The sequence below is a fragment of the Barnesiella sp. An22 genome (genome assembly GCF_963931395.1).
Classification (GTDB): Bacteria; Bacteroidota; Bacteroidia; order Bacteroidales; family Barnesiellaceae; genus Barnesiella; species Barnesiella merdigallinarum.
Genome location: NZ_OZ007014.1, coordinates 1939878 through 1966587 on the forward strand (window position 1 = coordinate 1939878; position 26710 = coordinate 1966587).

Below are 26710 nucleotides of genomic sequence, written 5' to 3' on the forward strand. Positions count from 1 at the left end.
AAAAATTTGAGATTCTATGAAAATACGATCTATCTTATTGCGAGTGTTTGGCGGATGTCTGCTCGTGTCGATGAGTGCCGCAACGGTGTCGGCCCAGAATCAGATAGTGGTGCGGGCCCAGATGGACTCGGCCGCCATCATGATGGGCGACCAGACGACGGTGCGCCTCGAGGTGTCGCAAGACAAAGGCAAGTTTGTGCGGCTGCCTATCATACAAGACACGCTGGTAGCCGGCGTAGAGGTGCTGAAGATTTCGAAACCCGATACGGTCGATTTGAAAAACAACCGTATACAGGTCAACAACGAGGTACTTATCACCTCGTTTGACTCGGGCCTCTACTATCTGCCTCCTTTCAAATATGTTATCGACAACGATACTTTCGAGACCCAGTCGTTGAGCCTCAAGGTGGTTCCGGTGCCGGTCGATACGACGCATGCCGAGTTTGACATCAAGGGGGTCGATGCTCCTCCCTTCGTCCTCTGGGACTATGTGCCGGCATGGGGCATCTATCTGCTCATCGCTCTCGTTGTCATAGCCGCCGGTATCTATGCCTACTGGCGCTGGGGTCGCAAGGCCAAGGGTGGCGAGGCTGCTGCCGAAGAGAAGGCCATACCGCCCTACGAACGAGCCATACAGGCTTTGCACGAGTTGAAAGACTCGAAGCTCTGGCAGCAAGGTCAGGAGAAGGCCTACTATACCAACCTGACCGAAATCCTGCGGGTATACATCGACCAGCGATTCCACATCAACGCCATGGAGATGACCTCGACCCAGATTATCGACACGCTGCGGCGTAACGAGGAGACCAAAGCGGTGAACCAGCAGTTGCGCGATATTCTCGAGATGGCCGACTTCGTGAAGTTTGCCAAGATGCGGCCGCTCCCCGACGACAACGAGCAGGTGATGCGGTATGCCGAGAACTTTGTCGAAGAGACCAAGCCCGAAGAGAAGGCACCCGAACAACCGGCTGCCGACGGTACGGCTCCCGAGAAACCGGAATAAACCCATTGTTGAACAAAGGCTCATGTGGCTTTTTAAATAGATTTTTTGAAAAATGGTATTTGCGAATCCTTTATATCTGCTGCTGTTGTTGCTGATTATACCGGCCGTCGTGTGGTATATCCTCAAACAGAAGCACATGCAGGCCCCTTTGCAGGTCTCGACTACGCAACCGTTCGACAAGATGCCGCGCACCTACAAGATATACTTGCGCCACTTCAACTTTGCCTTGCGGATACTGGCCGTTGCCTTCCTGATTATTGCTCTGGCCCGGCCGCAGTCGACCGACAACTGGCAAAACTCATCGACCGAAGGGGTCGACATCGTACTGGCGCTCGATATTTCGGGCAGTATGTTGGCCCGCGACTTTACCCCCGACCGGGTCGAAGCTGCCAAAGACGTAGCTGCCCAGTTCGTTTCGGGGCGTGAGCACGACAATATCGGTCTGGTCATCTTTGCCGGCGAGAGCTTCACCATGTGCCCGATGACAACCGACCACGCCGTGCTGCTCAACCTGATGAAAGATGTACATTGCGGTATGGTCGACGACGGTACGGCAATCGGCGACGGTCTGGCTACGGCCATCAACCGCATCAAGGACGGTCCCGCCAAGTCGAAGACCATCATCCTGTTGACCGACGGTACCAACAATGCGGGCGATATAGCCCCGGCCACGGCGGCACAAATAGCCAAGTCGTTCGGCATACACGTCTACACGATTGGGGTAGGTACCAAAGGGTTGGCCCCCACGCCGGTGCAGACCCCCTACGGCATTACCTACCAGAACATGCCGGTCGAGATGGACGAGGCCGCCCTGCAGCAAATTGCAGCTACGGCCGACGGCAAATACTTCAGAGCTACCAACAAGAACGTATTGAAAGGTATCTTCGAAGAGATTGACAAGTTGGAGAAGACCAAGCTCACCGTCAAGGAATTCAGTGTAAAAGAAGAGGAATATACCCGATGGGCCCTCTTGGCACTCTTGTGCCTGGGGCTGGAGATACTCCTGCGTCAGACGTTGTTGAAAAATATTCCTTAAAAAGAAGTTGATTATGTTTCGATTTGCACAACCCGAATATTTATATCTGCTGATTCTCGTCCCTGTGCTGTGGGGGCTCTTTATCTACGGGCGATACCGCTCGCGCCGCAATCTGGCCAAGTATGGCAATCCGTCGGTGCTGGCACCGCTGATGACCGATGTGTCGAAGTACAAGCCCTGGATCAAGTTTATCTTTCAGCAACTGGCATTTATTGTTATCATATTCATGTTGGCACGGCCTCAGTTCGGTTCGAAACTCGAGACGGTCAAGAAGCAGGGGGTAGAAATCATGATTGCCCTCGACGTCTCCAACTCGATGATGGCCAAGGATATAGCGCCCAACCGTCTCGAGAAGGCCAAGATGATGCTCTCGAAACTGGTCGACGAACTCGACAACGACAAGATAGGTCTTATCGTCTTTGCCGGCGATGCCTATACGCAGTTGCCCATCACCTCCGACTTCGTGTCGGCCAAGATGTTCCTGAACACCATCAACCCCTCGATGGTACCTACACAAGGTACGGCTATCGGGCGGGCCATCTCTACCGCCATGAACTCCTTCTCGCCCAACGAGAGTGTAGATAAGGCCATTATCGTCATTACCGATGCCGAGAACCACGAGGACGATGCCGCCCAGATGGCTCAGGCTGCAGCCGAGAAAAACATCAAGGTCGATGTCATCGGTATCGGTTCGCTCGAGGGTGTACCCATCCCCATCGGTGATAGCGAGACCAACTTTATCAAGGACAGCAATGGCAATGTGGTCATCTCGAAACTCAACGAGGCCCTCGGGCAGGAGATTGCCAAAGCCGGTGCCGGTATCTACGTGAGAGCCGATAACACCAATGCGGCTCTGCGGGCCCTGACGGCCGAGGTAAAGAAGATGAAGAAGGCCGATATAGAGAGCAAGGTCTATTCGCAATACGACGAGCAGTTCCAGGGTCTGGCCTGGATTGCCCTGGTGCTGTTGCTGATCGACCTCTTTATTATCGACCGTAAGAACAGTTGGCTGAAGAAGATAACTTTCTTCTCCGAAAATTCAGAAAAGTAATTTGCACTATGAAAGCAATCAACTATATACTATGTTTGATATTGGCCAGTGGGGCATGGACTGCCTCGGCTCAGGGACAGGCAGTTCCTGCGGCTCCTGCTGCCAACGAGGCCCCGGCCAAGGTCGTACCGCCCAAAGAGAAAAAAATCGACGAGAAGAGCGAGCGCAACTCGATACGGAAAGGAAACGACCTGTTTAACGACAAGAAATATACCGAGGCCGAAATCGAATACCGCAAGGCGCTGGAGGCCAACCCTTCGTCCGAGATAGCTACCTACAACCTGGGTGCCGCCCTGTACAAGCAGCAGAAGTGGAACGATTCGCGCAACGAGTATAAGAAGATAGTGCAGGCCTCGTCCGACACGCTGCGCACGGCTCACGCCTGGCACAACCTGGGAAATATCTCGTTCCAGGAGAAAAACTACGCCCAGAGTATCGAAGAGTATAAAAATGCGCTGCGTCGTAATCCCAAAGATGACGAGACCCGCTACAACCTGCGGTTGGCTCAACTGTTGCTGAAGAAACAACAGCAAGATCAGAACCAGGACAAGAACAAGGATCAGCAGGACCAGAACAAGGACCAGCAGAAAGATCAGAAGCAACAGAATCAGGACCAGAACAAGAACAACCAGAATAAACAGAATCAAGACCAGAAAGATAACCAACAACAGAATAATCCCCAGCAACAGCAACCCCAGCAGTCTCAGATGTCGCGGGAGAATGCCCAACAGATTCTCGATGCCATCCAGCAAGACGAGCGCGACACCCAGGAGAAAGTGCAACGGGCTTTGATGCAGCAGCAAAAACGCAAGAAGACCGACAAGGAGTGGTAATCGGGGTGTCTAACTTATATACAACAGAGCGATGAAAAGATATTTGATTTTGTTCTTTACGCTGGTCTGTGTTACCGGACTGTGGGCCAACAATGTGCGTTTTGCGGTCGATGGGCCCCGGCAGGTGATACAGGGACAGCAGTTTCAACTGGAATACACGTTGTACAACGCTTCGGGTAAGGATTTGAAATTGCCCGAATTCAAAGGTTGCAAGGTGTTGTATCAGGGTACGAGCTCGGGTACGAGCGTGTCGGTGGTCAACGGCAAAGTCAATCGCCAGACTACCGAGACCCACGTCATCACCCTGCGGGCCGAGAAAGAGGGTAGCTACACCTTTGCACCGGCCACCATCTCGGCCGACGGGCGCACCCTGTCGACCAATACCTGGAAACTGACCGTATTACCGCCCGACAAGGCCAGCGCTTCGTCGGGTCGCTCGGGTGGGCAGAGCAGCGACAACACGACGCTGTTTGCCCGTTTGATACTCTCCAAGAGCCGGATATATGAGCAGGAGGCCGTGTTGGCCACCATCAAGCTGTATACGCAGGCTTCGGGCGTACAAGCCGAGAATTACAGTTTCCCCTCGTTCGAAGGCTTTGTAGTACAAGATATTGACCTGCCGCAAAATACCTCGTTCAGTCTGGAGAACTACAACGGCGTAAACTACAAGGTAGCCGTGCTGAAACAGTGCCTGCTCTTCCCGCAACGTACGGGCAAGATTACCATCACGCCCGGCAAGTTCGACTTTCAGGTAGAAACCTATCAACTGGTCAACGGTCCCTTTGGTCCCATGCGGGTGCCTCAGGGGGTAAGCCGGTCGGTAAGCACCAATACCACTTCGGTCGAGGTGATGCCTTTGCCCAGCGGTAAACCGGCCTCGTTCATGGGTGGGGTAGGCGACTTCTCGCTGAGCAGTTCCATCAGCTCGACCCACGTCAAGGCCAACGAGGCCATTACCTTGAAACTGACCATCAAGGGATCGGGCAACTTGAAATACCTGAAGAACCCCGAGTTGCAGTTGCCCAACGATTTCGACACCTACGACCCCAAGGTCGATGTGAATGTGAAGGCTTCGGCCGGTGGGGTGAGCGGAACCCGCACGGTAGAGTACACCACCATTCCCCGCTTTGCCGGTACGTTCAAAATCCCGGCCGTAGAGTTCTCGTACTTCGACATCAAGAGCAAGAGCTACAAAACCCTGCGTACCGAAGCGTATGAGATTACGGTCGACAAGGGTGCTCCCGGCAGCGGAGGAAAGACCGTCACCAACTTCTCCAACAAAGAGGATTTGAAGCTGCTCAACCAGGATATTCACTATATCAAGCTGGACAAGATGAATCTGGTACAGACCCCGACCCTCTATATCGACAACTGGGTTTACTGGTTGTGGTACATCGTCCCGGCTCTGGCATTCATTGTCTTTGTCATCATCAACCGCAAGCAGGCCAAGGCTAACGCCAATGTGGCTCTGATGAAGAATCGGAAAGCCAACAAGGTAGCCTCGAAACGGTTGAAGGTAGCCGGCAAATACCTGAAGAACCACGACCGGGAGCACTTCTACGACGAGGTACTCAAGGCCGTATGGGGATACCTGAGCGATAAACTCGGGTTGCCCAATTCGGAGCTGACCAAAGACAACGTGGCTGCCGAGCTGGAGAAATACGGTGCCAGTGCCGAACTGATAGCCGAGTTCAACGACATACTGGGCCGTTGCGAGTTTGCCCAATATGCACCCTCGCAGACCGACGAGGCTATGGACGAGCTCTATACTCAGACGGTCGAGGCCATCGGTAAAATGGAAAATACGGTGAAAAAGTAAAACACAACGAAGATGAAAAAGATAATCATATACATGCTCTTTGTCGTCGCCGGCGTGACGACGATGTTTGGCCAGGAGACCCTGCAACAGGCCAACGAAGCCTATGCTCAGGAGGACTACATCAAGGCTATCGAACTCTATGAGCAGACGGCCCGGGAGCAGGGCGTGTCGTCCGACCTCTACTACAACCTGGGCAATGCTTACTACAAGCACAACGAGTTTGCCAAGGCTATTCTGAACTACGAGCGGGCGCTGTTGCTGAACCCCGGTAACGAGGATGCCCGTTTCAACCTCGACATGGCCAACACGCACATTGTCGACAAGATAGACCCCGTGGGGCGTTTCTTCCTCGCGGTGTGGATCGACTCGATGCGCAGCTTCCTGTCGTCCAACACGTGGGCTGTCATCGGTATCGTCGCCTTCTTCCTCTTCCTGGGCGGTTGCTATCTCTACCTCTTCACGCGGTCGGTACGGTTGAAGAAGATAGGTTTCTTCGGCGGTATCGTCATACTGCTTGTCGCCATCATGGCCAACTGGTTTGCCTGGGGCTTGAGCGACAAGATGGAACGCCGCAGCGAAGCTATCGTGTTTGCTGCTACGGTACCGGCCAAGAGTTCGCCATCGGAGGGCGGTACCGACCTTTTTGTGCTGCACGAAGGAACCAAGGTGGTGATTTTGGACAAGGTGAGCGACTGGTACGAGGTGAAGATAAGCGATGGCAACCGCGGGTGGCTGCCGTCGTCGTCCATAGAAATCATTTAAACGAAAGACAGAAGTGCTGGAACAGTTAATCGAGTGGGATAAAACGGTCTTCCTGTTTTTGAACCATACCCACACACCCTTTTGGGATCATTTCATGTGGATATACACGGGGCGTCTCACATGGGCACCCCTCATAGTCGCCCTGCTCTTTGTGCTGTTCCGGAAGAACTGGAAAGAGGCTACCCTCGTCGTGGTTGCCCTGGCGCTCACCATCACCCTCTGCGACCAGTTTGCCTCGACCCTGTGCAAGCCCTATTTCGCCCGGTTCAGGCCGGCACAAGACCCCGACTTCTCACCTCTTGTACAGATTGTAAACGGGTACAGAGGAGGGCGCTACGGCTTCATCTCGAGCCATGCCGCCAACAGTTTCGGAGCCGTGGTGTTGCTGGCGCTGATATTCCGCAACCGGCTTTTTACCATAACCGGCCTTGCGTGGGCAGCCGTCAACTGCTACTCGCGCATCTATCTGGGGGTACACTATCCAGGCGACATTCTGGCCGGTACGATAGCCGGTGTCGTCATTGCCTTACTCATATATATAATGTGGAAGAGAGTCCGCTACATGCTGTGGCAGCGGCACCGCTTGCCACAACGGCAGTCGCCTTACTGTAAAGACCCCGGTATTGCGATTGCGACTACGGTCATCTATTTGAGCGTGGTAGCTATCTCGGTCTATGCACTCGTCGCAATCTATTTTTGAAAGCCCGCAAAATTTTGGCTGCAAAATTTGGAAATAAAGAAAATAGAACTTAAATTTATTGCGTATTCAAAAGAGTACAATTAACCGAATAATTAACCATAAAAAACCATTACCCTTATGACTAAGACAATCACATTTAACGAACTTCGTCGCATCAAAGACAGTTTGCCCGATGGTTCCATGCATAGAATAGCCGACGAGTTGAATGTTACCACCCAAACCGTGCGTAACTATTTTGGAGGAACCAATTATTCATTTGGGAAAAATTGTGGTCTTCATATCGAACCGGGTCCCGACGGAGGTATCGTTGTTCTCGATAATACCCAAATCTACGATATGGCTATCCGTATTCTGGAAGAAGAAAACAATAAGAAATAAATCATACTAAAGAAACAGATCGACCATGAAGAAAGACCGCTTAATCACACTGGCCATTCACACTTATCCGAAGGCTCTCATCTTAAAGGGCATTTTGGAGAGCCAGGGTATAGCCGTCGCCATTCAGAATGTCAATCTGTTGAAACCAGTCATTTCTCCGGGGGTGCGAGTGCGAATCCACGAAAAAGATTTGCCTCACGCCCTCGAGATTTTAGAGACCGATCCGGTTTTCGGTAAATCGGAAGTCTCGGAAAAACCGCAGAAAAACCGAATCCTTATCCCGATCGATTTCTCCGACTATTCGTTGTTGGCCTGTCGGCTGGGATTCGATTTTGCGGAGGCCCATCAGGCCGAAGTCGTATTGCTTCATACCTTCTTGTCTCCTTTCTCCATGGGGTCTCTCTCGTTGGCCGAGACGATCAGTCATGAATTGAAAGAAAGTGAAGAACATAAACTATTATTTGCAAAGGCCAATCGTGAGATGACATCCTTTTGTGAAAAGTTGCACCAGTTGATGGTCGAGGGCGCCATCCCTCAGGTCCCCTTTATATATAGGGTATGTGAAGGGGTGCCTGAAGATACGATCATCCTGATGGCAAAAGAGTTGAACCCGTCGCTCATTGTTATGGGGTCAAGGGGAAAGACCCGAAAGGAGATAGACCTGATAGGAAGCGTTACGGCCGAAGTGGTAGACAACGGCAATTTTCCGGTGTTTGCCATACCCGAGGGATTCACGCATACCCATGTGAGTGATATTAAGAATGTGGCCTTCTTTACCAACTTCGACCAGCAGGATTTAATCTCGCTCGACACCTTCATGCGCCTGTTCCAGAACTATTCGTTCGGGATACGGTTCTTCCATTTGACCGAGAAAAGCGATGCCTGGACCGAGATAAAGCTGGCCGGCATACGCGACTACTGTCAGTCGCATTATCCCGGTCGGGAAATCGACTACAAGATACTCGGCGAGGAGAATTTCCTCGATAACGTAGAGCGCCTGTTCCAGGAGGCATCGATCGATGTCATGGTGGTGCCCAACCGCAAGCGCAACATCTTTGCCCGCCTCTTCAACCCCAGTATCGCCCATAAGATGCTGTTCCACACCGATACTCCGCTTATCGCCATACCCTCTTGATTCGGGTTGTAGCCTCGAGGCACTCCGGGCCGACAGGAATCTTTGTCAGTTTTCATTCACTTCGAGTTATACGCAAAGGTGACGTTTTGTCATATTTCGAGCCAATATATCGTTTGGCATGAAATTGGCTGTATCACCAGTGTCTGCACTTCTTGTACAGATAAAAATACAAAAATAAAAGTATAACTAAAATAAACAACCATGACAATTAAACCGTTAGCAGACAGAGTATTGGTGCTTCCAGCTCCTGCAGAAGAGAAAACAATCGGCGGTATTATTATCCCTGATTCGGCCAAAGAAAAACCCCTCAAAGGTGAAGTAATAGCCATCGGCAATGGTACCAAAGACGAGGAAATGGTAGTTAAACCCGGTGATACCGTTTTGTACGGCAAATATGCGGGCACCGAAATCGAACTGGACGGCGAGAAATATCTGATTATGAGACAGTCGGATATTTTGGCTATCCTTTAATGCGTTTCATGTTTAATTTTTAGAAGGAAAAAGAACTATGGCTAAAGAAATTAAATTCAATATTCAGGCTCGCGAAGAGCTGAAAAAAGGTGTAGACGAGTTGGCTAATGCCGTTAAAGTCACCCTGGGTCCTAAAGGCCGCAACGTCATCATCGAGAAAAAATTCGGTGCTCCCCACATCACGAAAGATGGTGTGACGGTTGCCAAAGAGGTTGAACTGGAAGACCCGTTCCAGAACATGGGTGCCCAGTTGGTTAAAGAGGTTGCCTCGAAGACGGGCGACGATGCCGGCGACGGTACGACTACGGCTACCGTATTGGCTCAGGCTATCGTAAACGTAGGTCTTAAGAACGTGGCTGCCGGTGCCAACCCCATGGATTTGAAACGTGGTATCGACAAAGCCGTGGCCAAAGTGGTAGAAGGCATCAGAGAGCAGGCTCAAGAGGTTGGCGACGACTTCGAGAAAATCGAATCGGTTGCCCGCATCTCGGCCAACAACGATAGCGAAATAGGCCAACTCATCGCCGAGGCCATGAAGAAGGTTAAGAAAGAGGGTGTCATCACCGTCGAAGAGGCCAAAGGTACCGACACGACTGTCGATATTGTAGAAGGCATGCAGTTCGACCGCGGTTACATTTCGCCCTATTTCGTAACCAACACCGAGAAGATGGAGTGCGAAATGGATACGCCTTACATCTTGATTTACGACAAGAAGATTTCGGTTCTGAAAGATATGCTTCCCGTACTCGAAGCTACCGCACAGACGGGTCGTCCTCTGCTCATCATTGCCGAGGATGTAGACAGCGAGGCTCTGGCTACACTGGTTGTAAACCGCTTGCGTGGTTCGCTCAAGGTATGTGCCGTGAAGGCTCCTGGCTTTGGCGACCGTCGTAAAGAGATGCTCGAAGATATTGCCGTATTGACCGGTGGTGTCGTTATCTCCGAAGAGAAAGGTTTGAAACTCGAATCGACCACTATCGAAATGTTGGGTCGTGCCGAGAAGGTTACCGTAAACAAAGAGAACACGACTATCGTCAATGGTATGGGCAGCAAAGAGTCTATCGCCGCTCGTGTAGCTCAAATCAAGGCTCAAATCGAAACGACTACCTCCGACTACGATCGTGAGAAACTGCAAGAGCGTCTGGCCAAATTGGCTGGTGGTGTTGCCGTTCTCTATATCGGTGCCGCTTCTGAAGTAGAAATGAAAGAGAAGAAAGACCGTGTAGACGATGCCTTGAGCGCAACGAGAGCTGCTATAGCCGAAGGTATCGTACCGGGTGGTGGTGTTGCCTACATCCGTTGTATCCCCGCCTTGGATGGCTTGAAAGGTGCTAACGAAGACGAGACTACCGGTATCGAAATCGTAAAACGTGCCATCGAAGAGCCGTTGCGTCAGATTACCGCTAACGCTGGTGTAGAAGGTGCCGTAGTGGTACAACGCGTAAAAGACGGTAAAGGCGACTTCGGTTACAACGCCCGCACCGATTCTTACGAAAACTTCTTCGCAGCCGGTGTAATCGACCCTGCCAAAGTAACTCGTGTAGCTCTTGAGAACGCCGCTTCTATCGCCGGTATGTTCTTGACTACCGAATGTGTAATCGCCGATAAGAAGGAAGAGAATCCTGCTCCTGCCATGCCGGCTGCCGGTATGGGTGGAATGGGCGGCATGATGTAATCCCGCAATTCTTCCGACATCCTATAACAGGGAGTACTCCAAGTGAGTGCTCCCTTTTTTTTGTGTCGACGAGCCAATAAAATTGCTCGTGGCATGCAGGTATTTGATGACGATATTCTCTATATTTGTAGAATATAGGGTGCGTCTCAGCATAAAAAATCAAGCGAGCTTGTTTTTCTACTTTCGACTTTTCCTATATTTGTAAATGCTAATACCTCATGAAAAAGGACAATATGAAACCGATAACAGCCATTGTAGTTTTTTTCTCATTGATGCTTCCGTCTCTCGTGTTAGGCTTTGGAAATTATGCAACCACCAAAGAGAATATTATAGCAGATGTAAATCAGGCTTTGGCACAAACTATTTTAGATAAAAACGCCGACCACATTACGGTCGATACATTGAGGGTTTTCAGGTCTAAATTGAAAATAGACGAGTTGAGAGAGACCTCTTATCTGTCGATTTGTACAGAGGCCCCCAGCAATGTGACCTTTTGCAGCGATACGATGAGTTACAAGGTGGGTGACGAGCGGTTGTATATCCGAGCCTATCCTAATTGTTCGAAGGCTGCGATATTTGGCATGTCGGAACAAAAGATTCCCTCTATCCTGTTTCTCCTCAGTTTGATATGGGGCGCATTCTCACTGATGTATTTGAGAACGAAATCGCTTGACTGTTATTCGGTTGAGCCGGAAACAATAACCGTAGGGACATTGCATTTTTCCAAATCTTCAAATCGTTTTTGGGATGAGAAGAGGCAGGAGATATATTTCACTCCAATGCAGCATCGGTTGATGCAGATGTTTATAGCGGCAGACGGTCATCGATTGTCGGTGGAAGAGATATGTCACACGCTTTGGCCCGGGAAAGAAGATGCTCGCGATACTCTTTATACATTGGTTCGCCGGATAAAGCCGGTTTTGGGAAAAGCATGTAATGTGAAGATTGAGGCAGAAAAGGGGCATTTTTATGTGCTCAAAACGGAGAAGAGCTGATTATCAGCATATTGTTGGCTAAATGTCAGCCAAATGTCAGCTCTTTTATAACGGCCTTTTATCGCCTTGCTCATATATTTGTCAGCAAAAAACGGCAAATTATGAAGAAGGTGAGAACAATCGTTGCGACTCTTTTAGGAATACTGTTTTCGGTATCGGCTTGGGCACAAGGTTGGGTAAGAGGTGTGGTCGTAGATTCGGTGAACAGTCCTGTTGCAGGCGCCTCGGTGAGGCTGTATCAGGAGCATGATACATCAAGCCGTAAAAGGGGCACAACCAATCGGAACGGGCAATTCGAACTGGAGAAGATAGCCGATGGTAAATATATATTGAACATCTCTTTTTTAGGTTATGAAGATTACTCTACGGAAATCGCGGTAGCCGGGAATACAGGTGTCGGGCTTATTATCCTGAAAGAACGGCCCCTCGATTTGGACGAGGTAGTCGTGTCTGCCAGCCTGGTAAAACGGTTTGCCGATAAGAAGGAGTATAGACTGACCTCAGCCGAAAAGAGTCGATACAGCAGTGCATTGTCGGCGTTGGAGTTCCTGCCCAAGATTCAAGTTCTTGACCAAAGTGTTTCGTCGGTAGATGGCAAGGCCGTGAAGATTCTGATCAATGGCATACTATCAACGCCGATAGACTTGTCTGTCATATCGCCTGAGGATATTGCCAAAATCGACTATTACACCCAACCGCCCGTCCAATACTCCAACATGGGGCTGGGGGCTGTAATCAATGTGGTGACCCGGGAAAAACAGAATGGAGGGTCGGTCGGTGTCAATACTCAGAATGCCGTGACCACAGGATTTGGCAACAATGTCGTCAACTTCAAATACAACTGGGACCATTCGCAGATTGGTGTGACATACAATATCAATTACAGGAACTACAACAAAAGGGTGCTGGACGAAGAAATGGCCTATTCCGTCGGCGGAACAGATTTTGAAAAGAGAAAGAGCGGGCGCAACAGCCCGTATGCTTATGAGCAGCAGATGGCCGAAATCAGCTTCAACAATGCAAAAGCAGACAACTATCTGTTCAGTGCAAAACTCTCCTTCAACTCATTGAATCGCAGACGGTCATCGGTGCAGGACATTCTGTCAAGCGTGGACGGCAAGGAATCCCATAAAACAGGGGAGAGTCAGGATAAAGACAAATACATCAGTCCGGTCATGGATATGTATTTCAGTAAATCGTTCGGTTCCAAACACGAGCTTATTGTGAATCTCGTCGGTACATACTACAAATCGGACTATGATTATGAGTATCAGGAATTACAGGAAGCAGAACCCGATTTTGAAACGGCGACGGTAATACATACCGACAAGTATTCGGTTATTGGAGAAGTGTTGTATACCTACAAAATGAAAACGGCGAATCTGTATGCAGGGGCCCGATACATGTACAACAACAGCATTCAGAACAACTTGCCGTCGAACAACAAGATAACGGCCCATGAGATCTATTCCTATCTGGGAATAACCGGCATGTGGGGCGACAGATTCAATTACAGCATCAGCGCTGGTGTAAACAACAACATATTTACCACCATCGAAAACAAGACCTACAACTTCACCTATTTCCGTCCTCAGGTGAAATTGGGGTATTTCATAGACCCGAGCTCCGACCTGATGTTCAATTATGAAATAAATACCGAAAACCCGTCAGTCTCTTCGTTGACTTATAATCCATATTATAAAGATCCCAATTACATCTTTGTCGGGAACCCCCGTTTGACGCCAAGCAACAACCACGATTTTTCAGTCTCCTATTTCAAAGGGTTCAAGAAGTTGGTAATCAATGCAGAAGTGGGGTATTCATATACAAAAGATGCTATCGCCCCGATTTTCCAATCGGATCATACAAACATCATCGAAACATTCGGGAATCTGGATGATGCACAGAACATGAAAGTCAGCCTTTTTTTACAGTGGTATCCATTCGCCAACAATATGTTCAGGTTGAGACTCTACTCCGAAGTGTTCCATCAGATAAATAAATGGGGCGCCTCGAAATGGGACCATACGGGCTATTCCATCATACCCTCGGTATATCTTGCCTATCGTCAATGGGGATTGCAGGTGTTCTATCAAACTCAGAAGAAATCCCTTATCGGACAGACGACGAGAAATATACCCAGTATGGCATCGGTAGAGTTCTCTTATAAACCCATTAAAAACCTGACCCTCACCGGTGGTATAAGATACCCGTTCTATGACTCTTGGAAACAGGTCTCATCCGTATCTGGAACATCGCTTCTGCGACGGACGGAAACCGAAAGAATCGTCAACAATGCCAATATGGTATATGTCAATCTCGTTTATAACTTCTCATTTGGCCAGTCTGAATCGGGCGTGAAATTGAAAATGCAGAACCGGGATAAGGATTCCGGAATCTTGAACAGAAATTGATACGACTGAAAACCGATGAAGGTGGGGGAGAGTCTGAGGACAATGGAGCCAACAGATTCTCCCTCTTGCTTGTTTATAAGGTTGTGGAGCAGGAGAGGGGTATCCCGTTTTGAGGAACGCTGCACCCCGAGCAATCGGTTATCGGTTCGTGCAGGTTTTCTCTCGGCTATTCTTTCCGGCTTCGGGTTTTGTTGTATTTTTGCACCGTGAAAGCTATCTATATCTTTTTAGGCGGACTATCTCTCGGCTTGGGTGTAGCCGGTATATTCCTGCCACTGTTGCCTACCACGCCCTTTCTGTTGCTGTCGGCCGCCCTGTGGCTGCGCAGTTCGCCTCGGTTGTACCAATGGCTTTTGAATCACAAGCGGCTGGGACCCTATATCAGCGACTTCCTCGAGCACAAGGCCATACCGCTGCGGGTGAAGGTCATCTCGGTATCGCTGGTGTGGATTACGCTGCTCTACTGTGCCCTGTTTGTGGCCCGGGTGTGGTGGCTCGCTTTGCTCTTCGTGCTGCTGGCCGTGGCCCTGTCGTGGCATATTCTTTCGTACAAGACCCGCAAATAAACAACCGTTGTCAATATCTGAATCCGATGGAGAGGAAGACATTCCCGCAGTTGTCGAGCCCCGAAGTGTGCGAATCAATAAACCGGTAACCCAACTCGACGACAGGCGAGAACCTGTACGACTTGAGATACCAGGCCAACGATACATCATAGCTCGATCGTTTCCACGAGGGGCAGCCTACACTGCTCAATGCCTTGGCCCGTATATCGAGGGCATGGATGCTTTTCACGCGGTCAAGCAGTTTTACCCCCAGACCACCGCCTATGCTGACTCCATTATAATAGGTTTTTATCCCTTCATCATTGTACAGGGAGATGTTGTCTTCCACGGTAACAAAGAGATAGGCGAGAGAGACAAACTCTACCTGAGATTTGAAGGAAAAGTCAACAGGCCTTATCCCTTTATTCTCCATTCCTGTTCCGGCAGAGAATTCGAAGTGTACCCGGTCCATGAAATCTTGTGCATTCACCTTGACTGTTACGAAGGCGAGCAACAGTGTCGCGGCATAAATAAACTTTCTCATTTTGTTACCGTGTTGTATTTGATTAAGGTATTGACTCTTCAAGGAAGAGTGTGAAACGATTCCTCTGAATCATGAGCATAAAGATAAGAATTTATTCGTTTTATACAAAAAAAGGGATAATAAAAAAGCGCGGCCTTCCCGATTGAAGACCACGCTTTTATACGGTTCAGAGTTTTCTTACATTACTTGTATTCGTCCCAGCTCTTGATTTGAATATCGTCGATATTCAGGCTGCAGAAGGCTTCGATAAAGGCCGAAGCCAATCGGGCGTTTGTGATGAGCGGGATATTGAAGTCGATGGCGGCACGGCGTATCTTGTAGCCATTGTCGAGCTCTTTCTGCGTCAGGTTCTTGGGAATGTTCACCACCAGGTCTATCTGCTTGTTGTGCAGCATCTCCAGGGCCTGAGGTTCGTGGTCGCTCTCGCTGGGCCAGTATACCTTCACGGCCGGAATACCGTTGTCGGTGAGGAACTGATGGGTTCCGCCCGTGGCAAAGAGGCTGTATCCCTTCTCGTGCAAGAGTTGGGCCGCCTCGAGCATGTCGGCTTTCTGTTTGGCGCTACCGGTCGAGAGCAGGATGTTCTTCTTCGGAATCTGGTAACCGACCGAGAGCATGGCTTTCAAGATGGCTTCGCTGGTATCGAGTCCCAGACAGCCTACCTCGCCGGTCGATGCCATGTCGACACCCAGTACGGGGTCGGCTTTCTGCAGACGGGAGAAGGAGAACTGCGAAGCCTTGATGCCCACGTAGTCGAGGTCGAACTCGTTTTTGCCCGGTTTCTCTACCGGCAACCCCATCATCACCTTCGTGGCCAGTTCGATAAAGTTGATTTTCAAAACCTTCGAAACGAACGGGAAGCTGCGCGAGGCACGCAGGTTACACTCGATTACCTTGATGTCGTTGTTCTTGGCCAGGAACTGGATGTTGAAGGGACCCGATATATTGAGCGCCTGGGCTATCTGCCCGGCCACCTTCTTGATGCGTCGCACGGTCTCGACATAGAGCTTTTGCGGCGGGAACTGTATGGTGGCGTCGCCCGAGTGTACACCGGCAAACTCGATGTGCTCCGAGATGGCGTAGATGATGATTTCGCCATTGCGGGCCACGGCATCCATCTCGATCTCTTTGGCGTGCTGGATAAACTCGCTCACTACGACCGGGTGTTTCTTCGATACGTTGGCGGCCAGTTGCAGAAACTGTTCCAGCTCGGCGTTGTTCGAGCAGACGTTCATCGCAGCACCCGAGAGCACATACGAGGGCCGAACCAGCACGGGGTAACCCACCTCTTTCACGAAGTCGTAGATGTCGGCCAGCGAGGTCAGCTCGCGCCAGCGCGGCTGGTCGATACCCAGCGAGTCGAGCATCGACGAGAATTTGTGTCGGTCTTCGGCGTGGTCTATGCTGTCGGCCGTCGTGCCCAATATGCTCACGTGCTGCTCGTCGAGGCGCGTGGCCAGGTTGTTGGGAATCTGTCCGCCGGTCGAGAGAATTACGCCGTGAGGATTCTCGAGCTCGAGAATATCCATCACCCTCTCGAAGGTCAGCTCGTCGAAGTAGAGGCGGTCGCACATGTCGTAGTCGGTCGATACCGTTTCGGGGTTGTAGTTGATCATTACACTGCGGTAGCCCTCTTTGCGAATGGTATTCAGGGCCTGTACGCCGCACCAGTCGAACTCAACCGAAGAGCCTATGCGGTAAGCACCCGAACCCAGTACCACAATCGACTTGTGGTCGCCCAGATATTTCACATCGTTGGCGATGCCACTGTAGGTCAGGTACAGATAGTTGGTCTGTGCCGGATACTCGGCGGCCAGCGTGTCGATCTGTTTCACCACGGGGACGATGCCGAGCGATTTACGGAACTGGCGCACCCACTGCATGTGGCAGTCTTCCATCTTTTCCTTCCAGATGGCGCGGGCAATCTGGAAATCGGAGAAGCCCTGTATCTTGGCCCGACGCATGAGGTCGTAGTATTCCTGGGGATTCTCGGCGCGGGTAATCGACTCGTCGAGCTCTTCCAAGTCGTGAGCCGTGCGCACGATATTCATCAGTTTTTGCAGGAACCAGCAGTCTATTTTGGTCAGTTCATGTATCTGGTCTACCGTATAACCGGCGCGCATGGCCTTGCTGATGACAAAGATACGTTTGTCGGTAGGTTCGTGCAGCGACTTGTCGATATTGGGAATAACCAGTTCCTTGTTCTCCACGAAGCCGTGCATGCCCTGACCAATCATGCGCAGACCTTTCTGGATAGCCTCCTCGAAGGTGCGGCCGATGGCCATTACCTCGCCGACCGATTTCATGCTGGAGCCCAGCTCGCGGTCTACGCCCTGGAATTTGCCCAGGTCCCAACGGGGTATTTTGCAGACAATGTAGTCGAGAGCCGGCTCGAAGAAGGCGCTGGTCTCTTTGGTGACCGAGTTTTTCAGGTCGAACAGGCCATAGCCCAAACCCAGTTTGGCAGCCACGAAGGCCAACGGATAACCCGTAGCTTTCGAGGCGAGGGCCGACGAGCGGCTCAGACGGGCATTTACCTCGATTACCCGGTAGTCTTCCGACTTGGGGTCGAAGGCATACTGCACGTTACACTCGCCCACGATGCCGATGTGGCGGATAATGCGGATAGCCAGTTCGCGCAATTTGTGATATTCGCTGTTGGTGAGTGTTTGCGACGGAGCCACCACGATACTTTCGCCCGTGTGGATACCCAGCGGGTCGAAGTTCTCCATGTTACATACCGTGATGCAGTTGTCGTAGCGGTCGCGCACCACCTCGTATTCAATCTCTTTCCAGCCTTTGAGCGATTTCTCTACCAGAATCTGGGGCGAGAACGACAGCGCCTTTTCGGCTTTCAACCGCAGCTCCTCTTCGTTGTCGCAGAAACCGCTGCCCAATCCACCCAGCGCATAGGCAGCCCGGATGATGATGGGGTAGCCCAGCTCGGCGGCAGCCTGAACTGCATCTTCTATCGAGTTGACGGCCTCGCTCTTGATGGTCTTGACATCGATTTCGTCGAGTTTTTTGACGAAGAGTTCGCGGTCTTCGGTATCCATGATGGCCTGTACCGGCGTACCCAATACCTTCACGTTATATTTCTCGAGCGTGCCGGCCTGATAGAGCTGCACACCGCAGTTGAGAGCCGTTTGTCCGCCGAAGGCCAGCAGGATGCCGTCGGGTTGCTCCTTTTGGATAACCCGCTCGACGAAGTAGGGGGTAACCGGCAGGAAGTAAATCTTGTCGGCCACACCCTCCGAGGTTTGTACCGTGGCGATGTTGGGGTTGATCAAAACCGTCGTGATGCCTTCCTCTTTGAGGGCTTTCAAGGCCTGCGACCCGGAATAGTCAAATTCACCGGCTTCACCTATTTTCAAGGCTCCGGAGCCTAACAGCAATACTTTCTTTATTTTTTTAATCTCTTCTTGGTTCATAGGTATGGTATTTCCGGGTTTACAACAGTTTTACAAATTCGTCGAACAAGAACTCGGTGTCGGTAGGACCGCTGGCAGCCTCGGGGTGGAACTGGGCCGAGAAGTAGGGTTTCGATTTGTGACGTATCCCTTCGTTGGTGCCGTCGTTCATGTTGATGAAGAGCGGTTCCCAGTCGGCTCCCAGAGTCGAGTTGTCTACGGCAAAGCCATGGTTCTGCGAGGTAATGAAGCAGCGGTTTGTGCCCACCTGGCGCACCGGTTGGTTGTGGCTGCGGTGTCCGTATTTGAGTTTGTAGGTGCGGGCCCCTCCGGCTTTCGACAGCAGTTGGTTGCCCATGCAGATGCCGAAAATGGGTTTCGTGCCGTTCATGGCCTGGCGTATGTGGTCTACGGTAATGCCGCACATGTCGGGGTCGCCCGGGCCGTTCGAGATGAACAGGCCGTCGTACTCGAGCGTGTTGAAGTCGTAGTCCCAGGGCACGCGAATGACGGTCACGTTGCGCTTGAGCAGGCAGCGGATGATGTTGTGCTTCACGCCGCAGTCGACCAGCACCACTTTCTTATCGCCGTTTCCATAGCGAATCACCTCTTTGCAGCTCACCTTGGCTACCAGATTGGTAAGGTTGGGGTCTACGAACTCGATGTCGTCGCCGCCTTCGATTACGATTTTGCCTTTCATGGAGCCGTGCTCTCTCAATCGCTTGGTCAACTCGCGGGTGTCGATGTCGTAGATACCCACAATCTCTTCTTCCTTCAGCCAGTCGGCCAAACTCTTGGCGGCATTCCAGTGGCTGTATTCAAACGAGTAGTCCGATACGACCAGTGCTTCGACGTGGATTTTTTCCGATTCGTAGAATCGTGACAATCCATTTACCTCTTCACGCCGAGGCACTCCGTAATTTCCGATAAGCGGGTAGGTGGTCACTAAGATTTGTCCGGAGTAGGAGGGGTCGGTCAGGCTTTCGGGATAGCCCATCATTGCGGTGTTGAAGACGACCTCGCCGGCAACAGGTTTTTCGTAGCCAAATGATTTCCCGACGAATACGGTACCATCATCCAGGATTAGAGAAGCCTTTTTTGTTGTTTGCATTACGATAGAATTATATATGTATTAGTAATTAGCTTAAGTAAGTAGGGTGGATTTCTATCGTGAAAACCATGCAAAGATAGGAAAAAAATCCCTATTCCGCAGGTTTTACCGCCAGATTGTAAAAATAAATTTTCGAACTGTGCATCGGCTGTACGGGAGGGTAGTTAAATGTGTTGCTGTTTTTATAATATATAAATGTATTTATACAATATTTATACTTTCAATCTGTAAGTATGTTTGTCAAAAAGGGTAATTTTGCAACAAAATAATTGCATTTAGTTTTCGAAAACCGAAATGTTGTATCAAAAAGAGTGTTCTTATGAGATTCACGAAAATGCAAGGTGCAGGCAATGACTATATTTACCTGAATGGATTTGAACCGTTGCCTGCCGACTTGGGCGAGTTGGCCCGACAGATGAGCGACCGGCATTTTGGGGTGGGCTCCGACGGATTGGTGATTATCATGCCCTCGGAGAGTTGTGACTTCAGAATGCGGATGTTCAACTCGGACGGCAGTGAAGCCGAGATGTGCGGAAATGCTTCGCGCTGCGTAGGCAAATATGTATATGACAAGGGGATGACCACCAAAAAGGAGTTGACTCTCGAGACGCTTGCCGGCGTCAAACACCTCACACTGCATATTCAAGACAATAAGGTCGAACAGGTTACGGTCGATATGGGTGAGCCCATATTGTCGGCTCCCGATATACCGGTAAATCTTTCGGAGAGTCCCGTCGTATCGCAACCTCTCGAGATTGAGGGGAATCGTTTTGCCATCACCTGCGTGTCGATGGGTAACCCGCATGCGGTTATCTTTCTCGACGACATGGACCGCTACGACCTGCATCACATCGGGTCGCTGATCGAGCATCACGAACTCTTCCCACGGCGCACCAATGTCGAGTTTGTCGAGGTGCAGTCGCCACAACACCTGAGAATGCGCGTGTGGGAACGCGGGGCCGGCGAGACTCTGGCGTGCGGAACCGGCGCTTGTGCTACGCTGGTGGCTGCCGTACTGAATGGCAAGTCTGACCGCCGGGCCAAGTTGCATCTGCTGGGTGGAGATTTGTCGATCGAGTGGAACGAACAAAACAATCGAATTTACATGACTGGCGGTGCCGTCACCGTATTTGAGGGTGAATGGCCCGACGATAATAATAGAAGTATATGGTATTGATTAATGAAAATTATTTGAAGCTCGCAGAGAGCTATCTGTTTTCAGATATAAAGAAGAAAGTAAACGCCTATAAGGAGCAGAACCCCGAGGCCCGCATCATCAGCCTGGGCATAGGCGATGTGACGCGGCCCATCGTCCCGGCCATCATCGAGGCGCTGCACAAGGCAGTCGACGAGATGGGTTGTGCCGAGACCTTCAGGGGGTATGGTCCCGAGCAGGGATACCGTTTCCTGCAGGAGCGCATTATCGAACACGACTTCAGAACGCGAGGCGTTGAACTCGATCCCGACGAAATTTTTGTCGGCGACGGTGCCAAGAGCGACCTGGGTAACATCGGCGATATTCTGAGTGTGAAGAATCGGGTGGCCGTGACCGACCCGGTTTATCCCGTCTATGTCGATACCAACGTGATGGCCGGTCGAGCCGGCGAGTTGGCCGGCGATGGGGAGCACTGGAGCCAAATCGTGTATATTCCCTGTACGGCCGAGAACAACTTCGTGCCGGCTCTGCCCACCGAACGCCCCGACATTATCTATCTGTGCTACCCCAACAACCCCACGGGAACCGCATTGTCGAAAACTGAACTGCAAAAGTGGGTCGACTATGCCCGTGAAAACGAGTCGCTCATCCTCTTCGATGCGGCTTACGAGGCCTTCATCCACGAAGAAGATATTCCGCACAGCATCTACGAAATGGAGGGAGCCAAAGAGGTAGCCATCGAGTTCCGCAGCTTCTCCAAGACAGCCGGTTTCACCGGTCTGCGTTGCGGCTATACCGTAGTGCCCAAGGCGTTGAAACTCTACGACGCAGCCGGCAAAAAGGTGATGGTGAACCCGCTGTGGAACCGCCGGCAGACAACCAAATTCAATGGCACTTCCTATATTGTGCAACGAGCTGCCGAAGCTGCATATAGTCCGCTGGGTAACAAGCAGATAAAAGAGTCTATCGAGTACTATATGCGCAATGCCCGGCTCTTGAAAGAGTCGCTTCAGAATGTCGGGTTGAAAATATTTGGAGGAGATAATGCTCCATATATTTGGGTAAAGACTCCCGATGGATTATCTTCGTGGAAGTTTTTCGATCGTCTGTTGCACGAGTGTCATATCGTAGGTACTCCCGGAGTCGGGTTCGGCCCCTCGGGCGAAGGATATTTCCGCTTGACGGCCTTCGGACGATACGAGGATACGGTAGAGGCTATTTCGCGTATTCAAAACTGGAAGCTGTAAACAAGAAATAACACAAACTAAACCTAATACATTCAACTATGTCAATGCTAAGATTCAAAGTGACGAAAGAAGCTTTTAGTCGGAAAGCAGTCCCCGTCAATTTTCCGAAGGAGAGGCCGTCTGAGTATTACGGACGATATGTCTTCAACCGGGAGAAGATGTTCAAGTATCTGCCCAAAAAGACCTACGAAGCCGTAATCGAGGCGATCGACAACAGCACTCCGCTGAGCCGCGAGGTAGCCGATAGCGTCGCTGCCGGCATGCGCAAATGGGCCCTCGAAATGGGTGCTACGCACTATACCCACTGGTTTCACCCGCTTACCGACGGTACGGCCGAAAAGCACGATGCCTTTATCGAGCACGACGGCAAAGGCGGTGTAGTCGAGGAGTTCTCGGGCAAACTGCTCATCCAGCAGGAGCCCGATGCGTCGAGTTTCCCCAATGGCGGTATCCGCAATACCTTCGAGGCTAGGGGATACTCGGCCTGGGATATCTCTTCGCCTGCATTTATACTTGACAAAACGCTGTGTATTCCCACGATATTCATATCGTATACCGGCGAATCGCTCGACTATAAAGCTCCGTTGCTGAAAGCATTGAACAGTGTAAACAAAGCGGCGACTGCCGTTTGCAAATATTTCGACGAGCATGTCAACCACGTTTACTCCTATCTGGGATGGGAGCAGGAGTATTTTCTGGTCGACGAGAGCCTCTATGCCGCTCGTCCCGACCTGGTGCTTACGGGTCGCACCCTTATGGGACACGAGAGTGCCAAGAACCAACAGCTCGAAGATCACTATTTCGGAGCCATTCCCTCTCGCGTCGAAGCCTTCATGCAAGACCTCGAAATCGAGTGCCACATGTTGGGTATCCCGGTAAAGACCTGTCACAACGAGGTTGCTCCCAACCAGTTCGAGGTCGCTCCTATCTTCGAAGAGACCAACCTGGCCAACGACCACAACCTGCTGCTCATGTCGGTTATGCGCGAAGTGGCCCGTCGGCACAACTTCAGAGTGTTGCTGCATGAGAAGCCTTTCAAGGGCGTAAACGGTTCGGGCAAGCACAACAACTGGTCGCTGGGCACCGATACCGGCGTGTTGCTCTTTGCCCCCGGTAAGACACACAAAGAGAATCTGCAGTTCATTACGTTTATTGTCAATGTAATGGCTGCCGTCTATAAATACAATGGTCTGTTGAAAGCCAGCATCTCGTCGGCTACCAACGGTCACCGTCTGGGTGCCAATGAGGCACCCCCGGCCATCATCTCCATCTTCATGGGCAAACAGATTAGCGAAATCCTCGCCAAACTGGCCAAGAGCACTTCGGAAGATGTGTTGAACATGAGCGGCAAGTCGGGCTTGAAACTGGATATTGCCCAGATTCCCGAAATCTTGATGGACAATACCGACCGCAACCGTACATCGCCTTTCGCCTTTACCGGCAACCGATTCGAGTTCCGGGCCGTAGGTTCGTCGGCCAACTGTGCCAGCGCCATGATTGCCTTGAATGCTGCCGTGGCCTCTCAGTTGCAGGAGTTCAAACAACGGGTCGATGCCCTCATTGCCGAAGGCAAGGAGAAAGAACAGGCCATCCTCACGGTTCTCAAGGAGCTTATCAACGAGAGCAAAGACATTTGCTTCGACGGCAACGGATACAGCGACGAGTGGAAGGCCGAGGCCGAGCGTCGCGGACTCGATTGCGAAACGAGTGTGCCGCTTATCTTTGACAACTACCTGAAAGACGATGTGGTGAAGATGTTCGAGCAGACCAACGTCTTTACCCGGGTAGAGCTGCAGGCCCGCAATGAAGTGAAGTGGGAAATCTACACCAAGAAGATACAGATTGAGGCCCGTGTGCTGGGCGACCTGGCCATCAATCACATCGTGCCGGTAGCCACACGGTATCAGTCGCTCCTGCTCGACAACGTGTTCAAAATCAAGAGTCTGTTCCCGGCCGAGAAGAGCGAGCAGATTGCTACGCAAGACATGGAGGTAATCGAGAAGATAGCCTACCACTTGCTCACCATCAAGGAGAAGGTTCACACCATGGTCGAGGCCCGCAAGGTGGCCAACAAGATTGAGAACGAGCGCGAAAAAGCTATTGCCTATCACGACACCGTGGCTCCGCACCTCGACGAGATTCGCTACCACATCGACAAGCTCGAGCTGATGATCGACAACGAGATGTGGCCGCTTCCCAAGTACAGAGAACTGTTGTTTATCCGTTAATGAATATTGAGTGAATAACCTATCGGATAGATGACCCCATGATACAGAAACGAGCTATAACAGACCTGAAAAATCTTGTTGTGGCTCGTTTTGCGTTATGACACTTGCATATCGTTTTTATAAGGATTCGATTTTATGACAGAAGTTATCAAACACGAGTGTGGCATCGCCATGGTGCGGTTGTTGAAACCACTCGCTTATTATCAGCAAAAGTATGGCTCGTACATGTATGGGTTGAACAAGCTCTACCTGCTCATGGAGAAGCAACACAATCGGGGGCAGGAGGGGGCCGGGTTGGCTTGCGTGAAGTTGCACGCACGTCCGGCCGAAGAGTTTATCTACCGGGAACGCGCTTTGGGGACCGGTGCCATACAAGAGATTTTTGCCAATGTAAAGGCCCAAATTCAGAATACGCCCCACGATACGACCGATGCCGAGTGGGCGGCCCTGCACCTGCCTTTTGCCGGCGAAGTCTATATGGGCCACCTGCGCTACAGCACCACCGGCCGCTCGGGACTGTCGTATGTACACCCGTTTTTGCGCCGGGGCAACTGGCGTTCGCGCAACCTGTTGTTGTGCGGCAACTTCAACATGACCAACGTCGACGAGATATTCGAGAGCATTGTGGCCAAGGGGCAACACCCCCGCAGCTATGCCGATACCTTTGTCTTGCTGGAACAACTGGGGCATGCCCTTGATATGGAGAACCAGCGGTTGTACGACCTCTACAAGAAGGAGGGGCTCGACGATATAGAAATTACCGAGTCGATCGAGAACAACCTGAATCTGGCCGAGATACTCAAGAAACCTTCGCGCATCTGGGACGGTGGTTACGTCATCTGCGGCATGACCGGCAGCGGCGACATGTTCTCCTTCCGCGACCCGCGGGGCATACGCCCGGCTTTCTATTATGCCGACGACGAAATTGTGGTCGTGGCATCGGAGCGTCCGGTCATACAAACCACCATGAACCTCTCGGTCGAGCAGGTGAAAGAGCTGCAACCGGGCGAATGTCTGGTGGTGAACCGTCGGGGCGACATGCACATCGAGCAGATTCTCCCGCCGGCCAATTACAGTGCCTGTTCGTTCGAACGCATCTATTTCTCGCGGGGTAGCGACGTCGACATCTATCGCGAGCGCAAGGAGTTGGGGCGCCACCTGGCCCCCCAGATTCTCAAGAGTGTCGACTACGACCTGGCGCACAGTGTCTTTTCGTTTATCCCCAACACGGCCGAGGTGGCCTTTTACGGTATGCTCGAGGGGTTGGACAGCTATCTGAGCGAACAGAAGCTGGCCCGCATCCGGCAGGCCGGCGACAGCCTTACCGACGACGAACTGAGGCAGATACTTTCGCTCAAGGTCCGCTCGGAGAAGGTGGCCATCAAGGACATTAAACTGCGTACCTTCATCGCCGAGGGCGATACCCGCGACGATCTGGCCGCCCACGTCTACGACATCACCTACGGCACGGTAGAACCGGGGGTAGATAATCTGGTGGTTATCGACGACAGTATTGTGCGCGGTACCACGTTGCGGCAAAGTATCATCAAGATACTGGACCGGCTTCACCCGAAAAAAATCATCATCGTTTCGTCGTCGCCGCAAGTGCGTTTTCCCGACTGTTATGGTATAGACATGTCGCGCATGGGCGAGTTTATTGCCTTCAAGGCTGCCATGGAACTGCTGAAAGAGCGGGGCATGCAGTCGGTAATCGACGAGGTATACCGCAAATCCAAAGCACAGCAAAACAGACCCAAAGAGGAGATTGTCAACTATGTAAAGGAGATTTACGCCCCCTTTACCCAGGAGGAGGTGTCGGAGAAGATAGCCCAAATGCTTACCTCCGACGATATTTCGGCCCAAGTCGAGATTATCTATCAGACTCTGGAGGGATTGCATGAGGCTATTCCCAGCCATCCGGGCGACTGGTATTTCTCGGGCGATTATCCTACGCCTGGCGGTAACCGATTGGTAAACAATGCCTTTATAAATTTTGTAGAGGGCGCTGTCAGCAAACGACAACTGTAAGCATACGCTACGAATAGGAACAGAGCGGACCGGTGAGAATAATCGCCGGTCCGCTTTTGTTTTGTAAAATAGTGAAAATATGTTATTATTTATACGGATTATAAATAATATAGGGGTGATATATAGCAATAAATCGGAACAAATTGCGAACTTTGCATTTGGAAACAAA

21 protein-coding genes are annotated in these 26710 nt (G+C 51.1%); 18 read left to right on the top strand and 3 right to left on the bottom strand.

The features are described 5' to 3' along the window. Positions 1 to 16 precede the first annotated feature (16 nt). The 14 genes from ABGT88_RS07975 (at position 17) to ABGT88_RS08040 (ending at position 14838) form a co-directional block, all read left to right on the top strand. Positions 17 to 1003, top strand: a complete 987-nt coding sequence (locus tag ABGT88_RS07975) for a DUF4381 family protein (protein ID WP_346701434.1) — start codon at positions 17 to 19, stop codon at positions 1001 to 1003. 52 nt (positions 1004 to 1055) lie between these two features. After that, positions 1056 to 2039: a VWA domain-containing protein gene (locus ABGT88_RS07980; RefSeq protein ID WP_087407482.1), complete on the top strand. Its 984-nt coding sequence runs from the start codon at positions 1056 to 1058 to the stop codon at positions 2037 to 2039. A gap of 13 nt (positions 2040 to 2052) precedes the next feature. Beyond that, a complete protein-coding gene (locus ABGT88_RS07985; protein WP_087407481.1) occupies positions 2053 to 3090 on the top strand; it encodes a VWA domain-containing protein in 1038 nt (345 codons plus the stop codon). Between the two features lie 8 nt (positions 3091 to 3098). Further along, complete coding sequence (locus ABGT88_RS07990) at positions 3099 to 3923, top strand: tetratricopeptide repeat protein (RefSeq protein ID WP_300130680.1); 825 nt, start codon at positions 3099 to 3101, stop codon at positions 3921 to 3923. Between the two features lie 31 nt (positions 3924 to 3954). Further along, positions 3955 to 5742: a BatD family protein gene (locus ABGT88_RS07995; RefSeq protein WP_346701436.1), complete on the top strand. Its 1788-nt coding sequence runs from the start codon at positions 3955 to 3957 to the stop codon at positions 5740 to 5742. A 12-nt stretch (positions 5743 to 5754) separates the two neighbouring features. Next, positions 5755 to 6504: a tetratricopeptide repeat protein gene (locus ABGT88_RS08000; protein ID WP_346701438.1), complete on the top strand. Its 750-nt coding sequence runs from the start codon at positions 5755 to 5757 to the stop codon at positions 6502 to 6504. 13 nt (positions 6505 to 6517) lie between these two features. Next, on the top strand, positions 6518 to 7204 hold the full coding sequence (locus tag ABGT88_RS08005) for a phosphatase PAP2 family protein (protein ID WP_087407477.1): 687 nt from the start codon (positions 6518 to 6520) through the stop codon (positions 7202 to 7204). Positions 7205 to 7321: 117 nt separating this feature from the next. Next, positions 7322 to 7582 carry a DNA-binding protein gene (locus ABGT88_RS08010; protein ID WP_087407476.1) on the top strand — a complete coding sequence of 87 codons (261 nt, stop codon included), beginning with the start codon at positions 7322 to 7324 and terminating at the stop codon, positions 7580 to 7582. 25 nt (positions 7583 to 7607) lie between these two features. Beyond that, positions 7608 to 8717, top strand: coding sequence for a universal stress protein (locus ABGT88_RS08015; RefSeq protein ID WP_087407475.1), 1110 nt, complete (start codon positions 7608 to 7610; stop codon positions 8715 to 8717). 201 nt (positions 8718 to 8918) lie between these two features. Then, positions 8919 to 9188: a co-chaperone GroES gene (locus tag ABGT88_RS08020; protein WP_087407474.1), complete on the top strand. Its 270-nt coding sequence runs from the start codon at positions 8919 to 8921 to the stop codon at positions 9186 to 9188. Positions 9189 to 9225: 37 nt separating this feature from the next. Next, the gene (gene groL, locus ABGT88_RS08025; protein WP_087407473.1) at positions 9226 to 10863 is read left to right on the top strand and encodes a chaperonin GroEL; all 1638 of its coding nucleotides are present in this window, start codon (positions 9226 to 9228) and stop codon (positions 10861 to 10863) included. Between the two features lie 233 nt (positions 10864 to 11096). Then, positions 11097 to 11858: a helix-turn-helix domain-containing protein gene (locus tag ABGT88_RS08030; RefSeq protein ID WP_346701442.1), complete on the top strand. Its 762-nt coding sequence runs from the start codon at positions 11097 to 11099 to the stop codon at positions 11856 to 11858. Between the two features lie 14 nt (positions 11859 to 11872). Continuing rightward, positions 11873 to 14272, top strand: a complete 2400-nt coding sequence (locus ABGT88_RS08035) for a TonB-dependent receptor (RefSeq protein WP_346701444.1) — start codon at positions 11873 to 11875, stop codon at positions 14270 to 14272. 206 nt (positions 14273 to 14478) lie between these two features. Next, positions 14479 to 14838 (top strand): YbaN family protein, encoded by a 360-nt coding sequence (locus ABGT88_RS08040; protein WP_298664140.1) that lies wholly within the window; start codon positions 14479 to 14481, stop codon positions 14836 to 14838. Positions 14839 to 14848: 10 nt separating this feature from the next. Here the strand turns inward: ABGT88_RS08040 and ABGT88_RS08045 are convergent, their stop codons facing one another. The 3 genes from ABGT88_RS08045 to carA all read right to left on the bottom strand — a co-directional run bounded on the left by ABGT88_RS08045 (position 14849) and on the right by carA (position 19882). Next, positions 14849 to 15361 carry a hypothetical protein gene (locus ABGT88_RS08045; RefSeq protein ID WP_346701446.1) on the bottom strand — a complete coding sequence of 171 codons (513 nt, stop codon included), beginning with the start codon at positions 15359 to 15361 and terminating at the stop codon, positions 14849 to 14851. A gap of 182 nt (positions 15362 to 15543) precedes the next feature. Continuing rightward, a complete protein-coding gene (carB, locus tag ABGT88_RS08050) occupies positions 15544 to 18792 on the bottom strand; it encodes a carbamoyl-phosphate synthase (glutamine-hydrolyzing) large subunit (RefSeq protein WP_087407471.1) in 3249 nt (1082 codons plus the stop codon). Between the two features lie 19 nt (positions 18793 to 18811). After that, a complete protein-coding gene (gene carA, locus ABGT88_RS08055) occupies positions 18812 to 19882 on the bottom strand; it encodes a glutamine-hydrolyzing carbamoyl-phosphate synthase small subunit (RefSeq protein ID WP_087407470.1) in 1071 nt (356 codons plus the stop codon). Between the two features lie 319 nt (positions 19883 to 20201). Here carA and dapF point away from each other — a divergent pair, with 319 nt between their 5' ends. The 4 genes from dapF to ABGT88_RS08075 all read left to right on the top strand — a co-directional run bounded on the left by dapF (position 20202) and on the right by ABGT88_RS08075 (position 26541). After that, a complete protein-coding gene (dapF, locus tag ABGT88_RS08060; protein WP_087407469.1) occupies positions 20202 to 21059 on the top strand; it encodes a diaminopimelate epimerase in 858 nt (285 codons plus the stop codon). Then, positions 21050 to 22285, top strand: a complete 1236-nt coding sequence (locus tag ABGT88_RS08065; RefSeq protein WP_346701449.1) for an LL-diaminopimelate aminotransferase — start codon at positions 21050 to 21052, stop codon at positions 22283 to 22285. The genes dapF and ABGT88_RS08065 overlap by 10 nt, the downstream gene beginning before the upstream one ends. Positions 22286 to 22323: 38 nt before the next feature. Further along, on the top strand, positions 22324 to 24513 hold the full coding sequence (locus tag ABGT88_RS08070) for a glutamine synthetase III (protein ID WP_346701451.1): 2190 nt from the start codon (positions 22324 to 22326) through the stop codon (positions 24511 to 24513). 135 nt (positions 24514 to 24648) lie between these two features. After that, positions 24649 to 26541 carry an amidophosphoribosyltransferase gene (locus ABGT88_RS08075; protein WP_346701453.1) on the top strand — a complete coding sequence of 631 codons (1893 nt, stop codon included), beginning with the start codon at positions 24649 to 24651 and terminating at the stop codon, positions 26539 to 26541. Positions 26542 to 26710: the final 169 nt, after the last annotated feature.

Excerpts from the sequence above, each read along its gene's own strand:
- ABGT88_RS07975 (WP_346701434.1), top strand. The coding sequence starts at position 17 with ATGAAAATACGATCTATCTTATTGCGAGTGTTTGGCGGATGTCTGCTC.
- ABGT88_RS07980 (WP_087407482.1), top strand. The coding sequence starts at position 1,056 with ATGGTATTTGCGAATCCTTTATATCTGCTGCTGTTGTTGCTGATTATA.
- ABGT88_RS07985 (WP_087407481.1), top strand. The coding sequence starts at position 2,053 with ATGTTTCGATTTGCACAACCCGAATATTTATATCTGCTGATTCTCGTC.
- ABGT88_RS07990 (WP_300130680.1), top strand. The coding sequence starts at position 3,099 with ATGAAAGCAATCAACTATATACTATGTTTGATATTGGCCAGTGGGGCA.
- ABGT88_RS07995 (WP_346701436.1), top strand. The coding sequence starts at position 3,955 with ATGAAAAGATATTTGATTTTGTTCTTTACGCTGGTCTGTGTTACCGGA.
- ABGT88_RS08000 (WP_346701438.1), top strand. The coding sequence starts at position 5,755 with ATGAAAAAGATAATCATATACATGCTCTTTGTCGTCGCCGGCGTGACG.
- ABGT88_RS08010 (WP_087407476.1), top strand. The coding sequence starts at position 7,322 with ATGACTAAGACAATCACATTTAACGAACTTCGTCGCATCAAAGACAGT.
- ABGT88_RS08015 (WP_087407475.1), top strand. The coding sequence starts at position 7,608 with ATGAAGAAAGACCGCTTAATCACACTGGCCATTCACACTTATCCGAAG.
- ABGT88_RS08020 (WP_087407474.1), top strand. The coding sequence starts at position 8,919 with ATGACAATTAAACCGTTAGCAGACAGAGTATTGGTGCTTCCAGCTCCT.
- groL (WP_087407473.1), top strand. The coding sequence starts at position 9,226 with ATGGCTAAAGAAATTAAATTCAATATTCAGGCTCGCGAAGAGCTGAAA.
- ABGT88_RS08030 (WP_346701442.1), top strand. The coding sequence starts at position 11,097 with ATGAAACCGATAACAGCCATTGTAGTTTTTTTCTCATTGATGCTTCCG.
- ABGT88_RS08045 (WP_346701446.1), bottom strand. The coding sequence starts at position 15,361 with ATGAGAAAGTTTATTTATGCCGCGACACTGTTGCTCGCCTTCGTAACA.
- carB (WP_087407471.1), bottom strand. The coding sequence starts at position 18,792 with ATGAACCAAGAAGAGATTAAAAAAATAAAGAAAGTATTGCTGTTAGGC.
- carA (WP_087407470.1), bottom strand. The coding sequence starts at position 19,882 with ATGCAAACAACAAAAAAGGCTTCTCTAATCCTGGATGATGGTACCGTA.
- dapF (WP_087407469.1), top strand. The coding sequence starts at position 20,202 with ATGAGATTCACGAAAATGCAAGGTGCAGGCAATGACTATATTTACCTG.
- ABGT88_RS08065 (WP_346701449.1), top strand. The coding sequence starts at position 21,050 with ATGGTATTGATTAATGAAAATTATTTGAAGCTCGCAGAGAGCTATCTG.
- ABGT88_RS08070 (WP_346701451.1), top strand. The coding sequence starts at position 22,324 with ATGTCAATGCTAAGATTCAAAGTGACGAAAGAAGCTTTTAGTCGGAAA.
- ABGT88_RS08075 (WP_346701453.1), top strand. The coding sequence starts at position 24,649 with ATGACAGAAGTTATCAAACACGAGTGTGGCATCGCCATGGTGCGGTTG.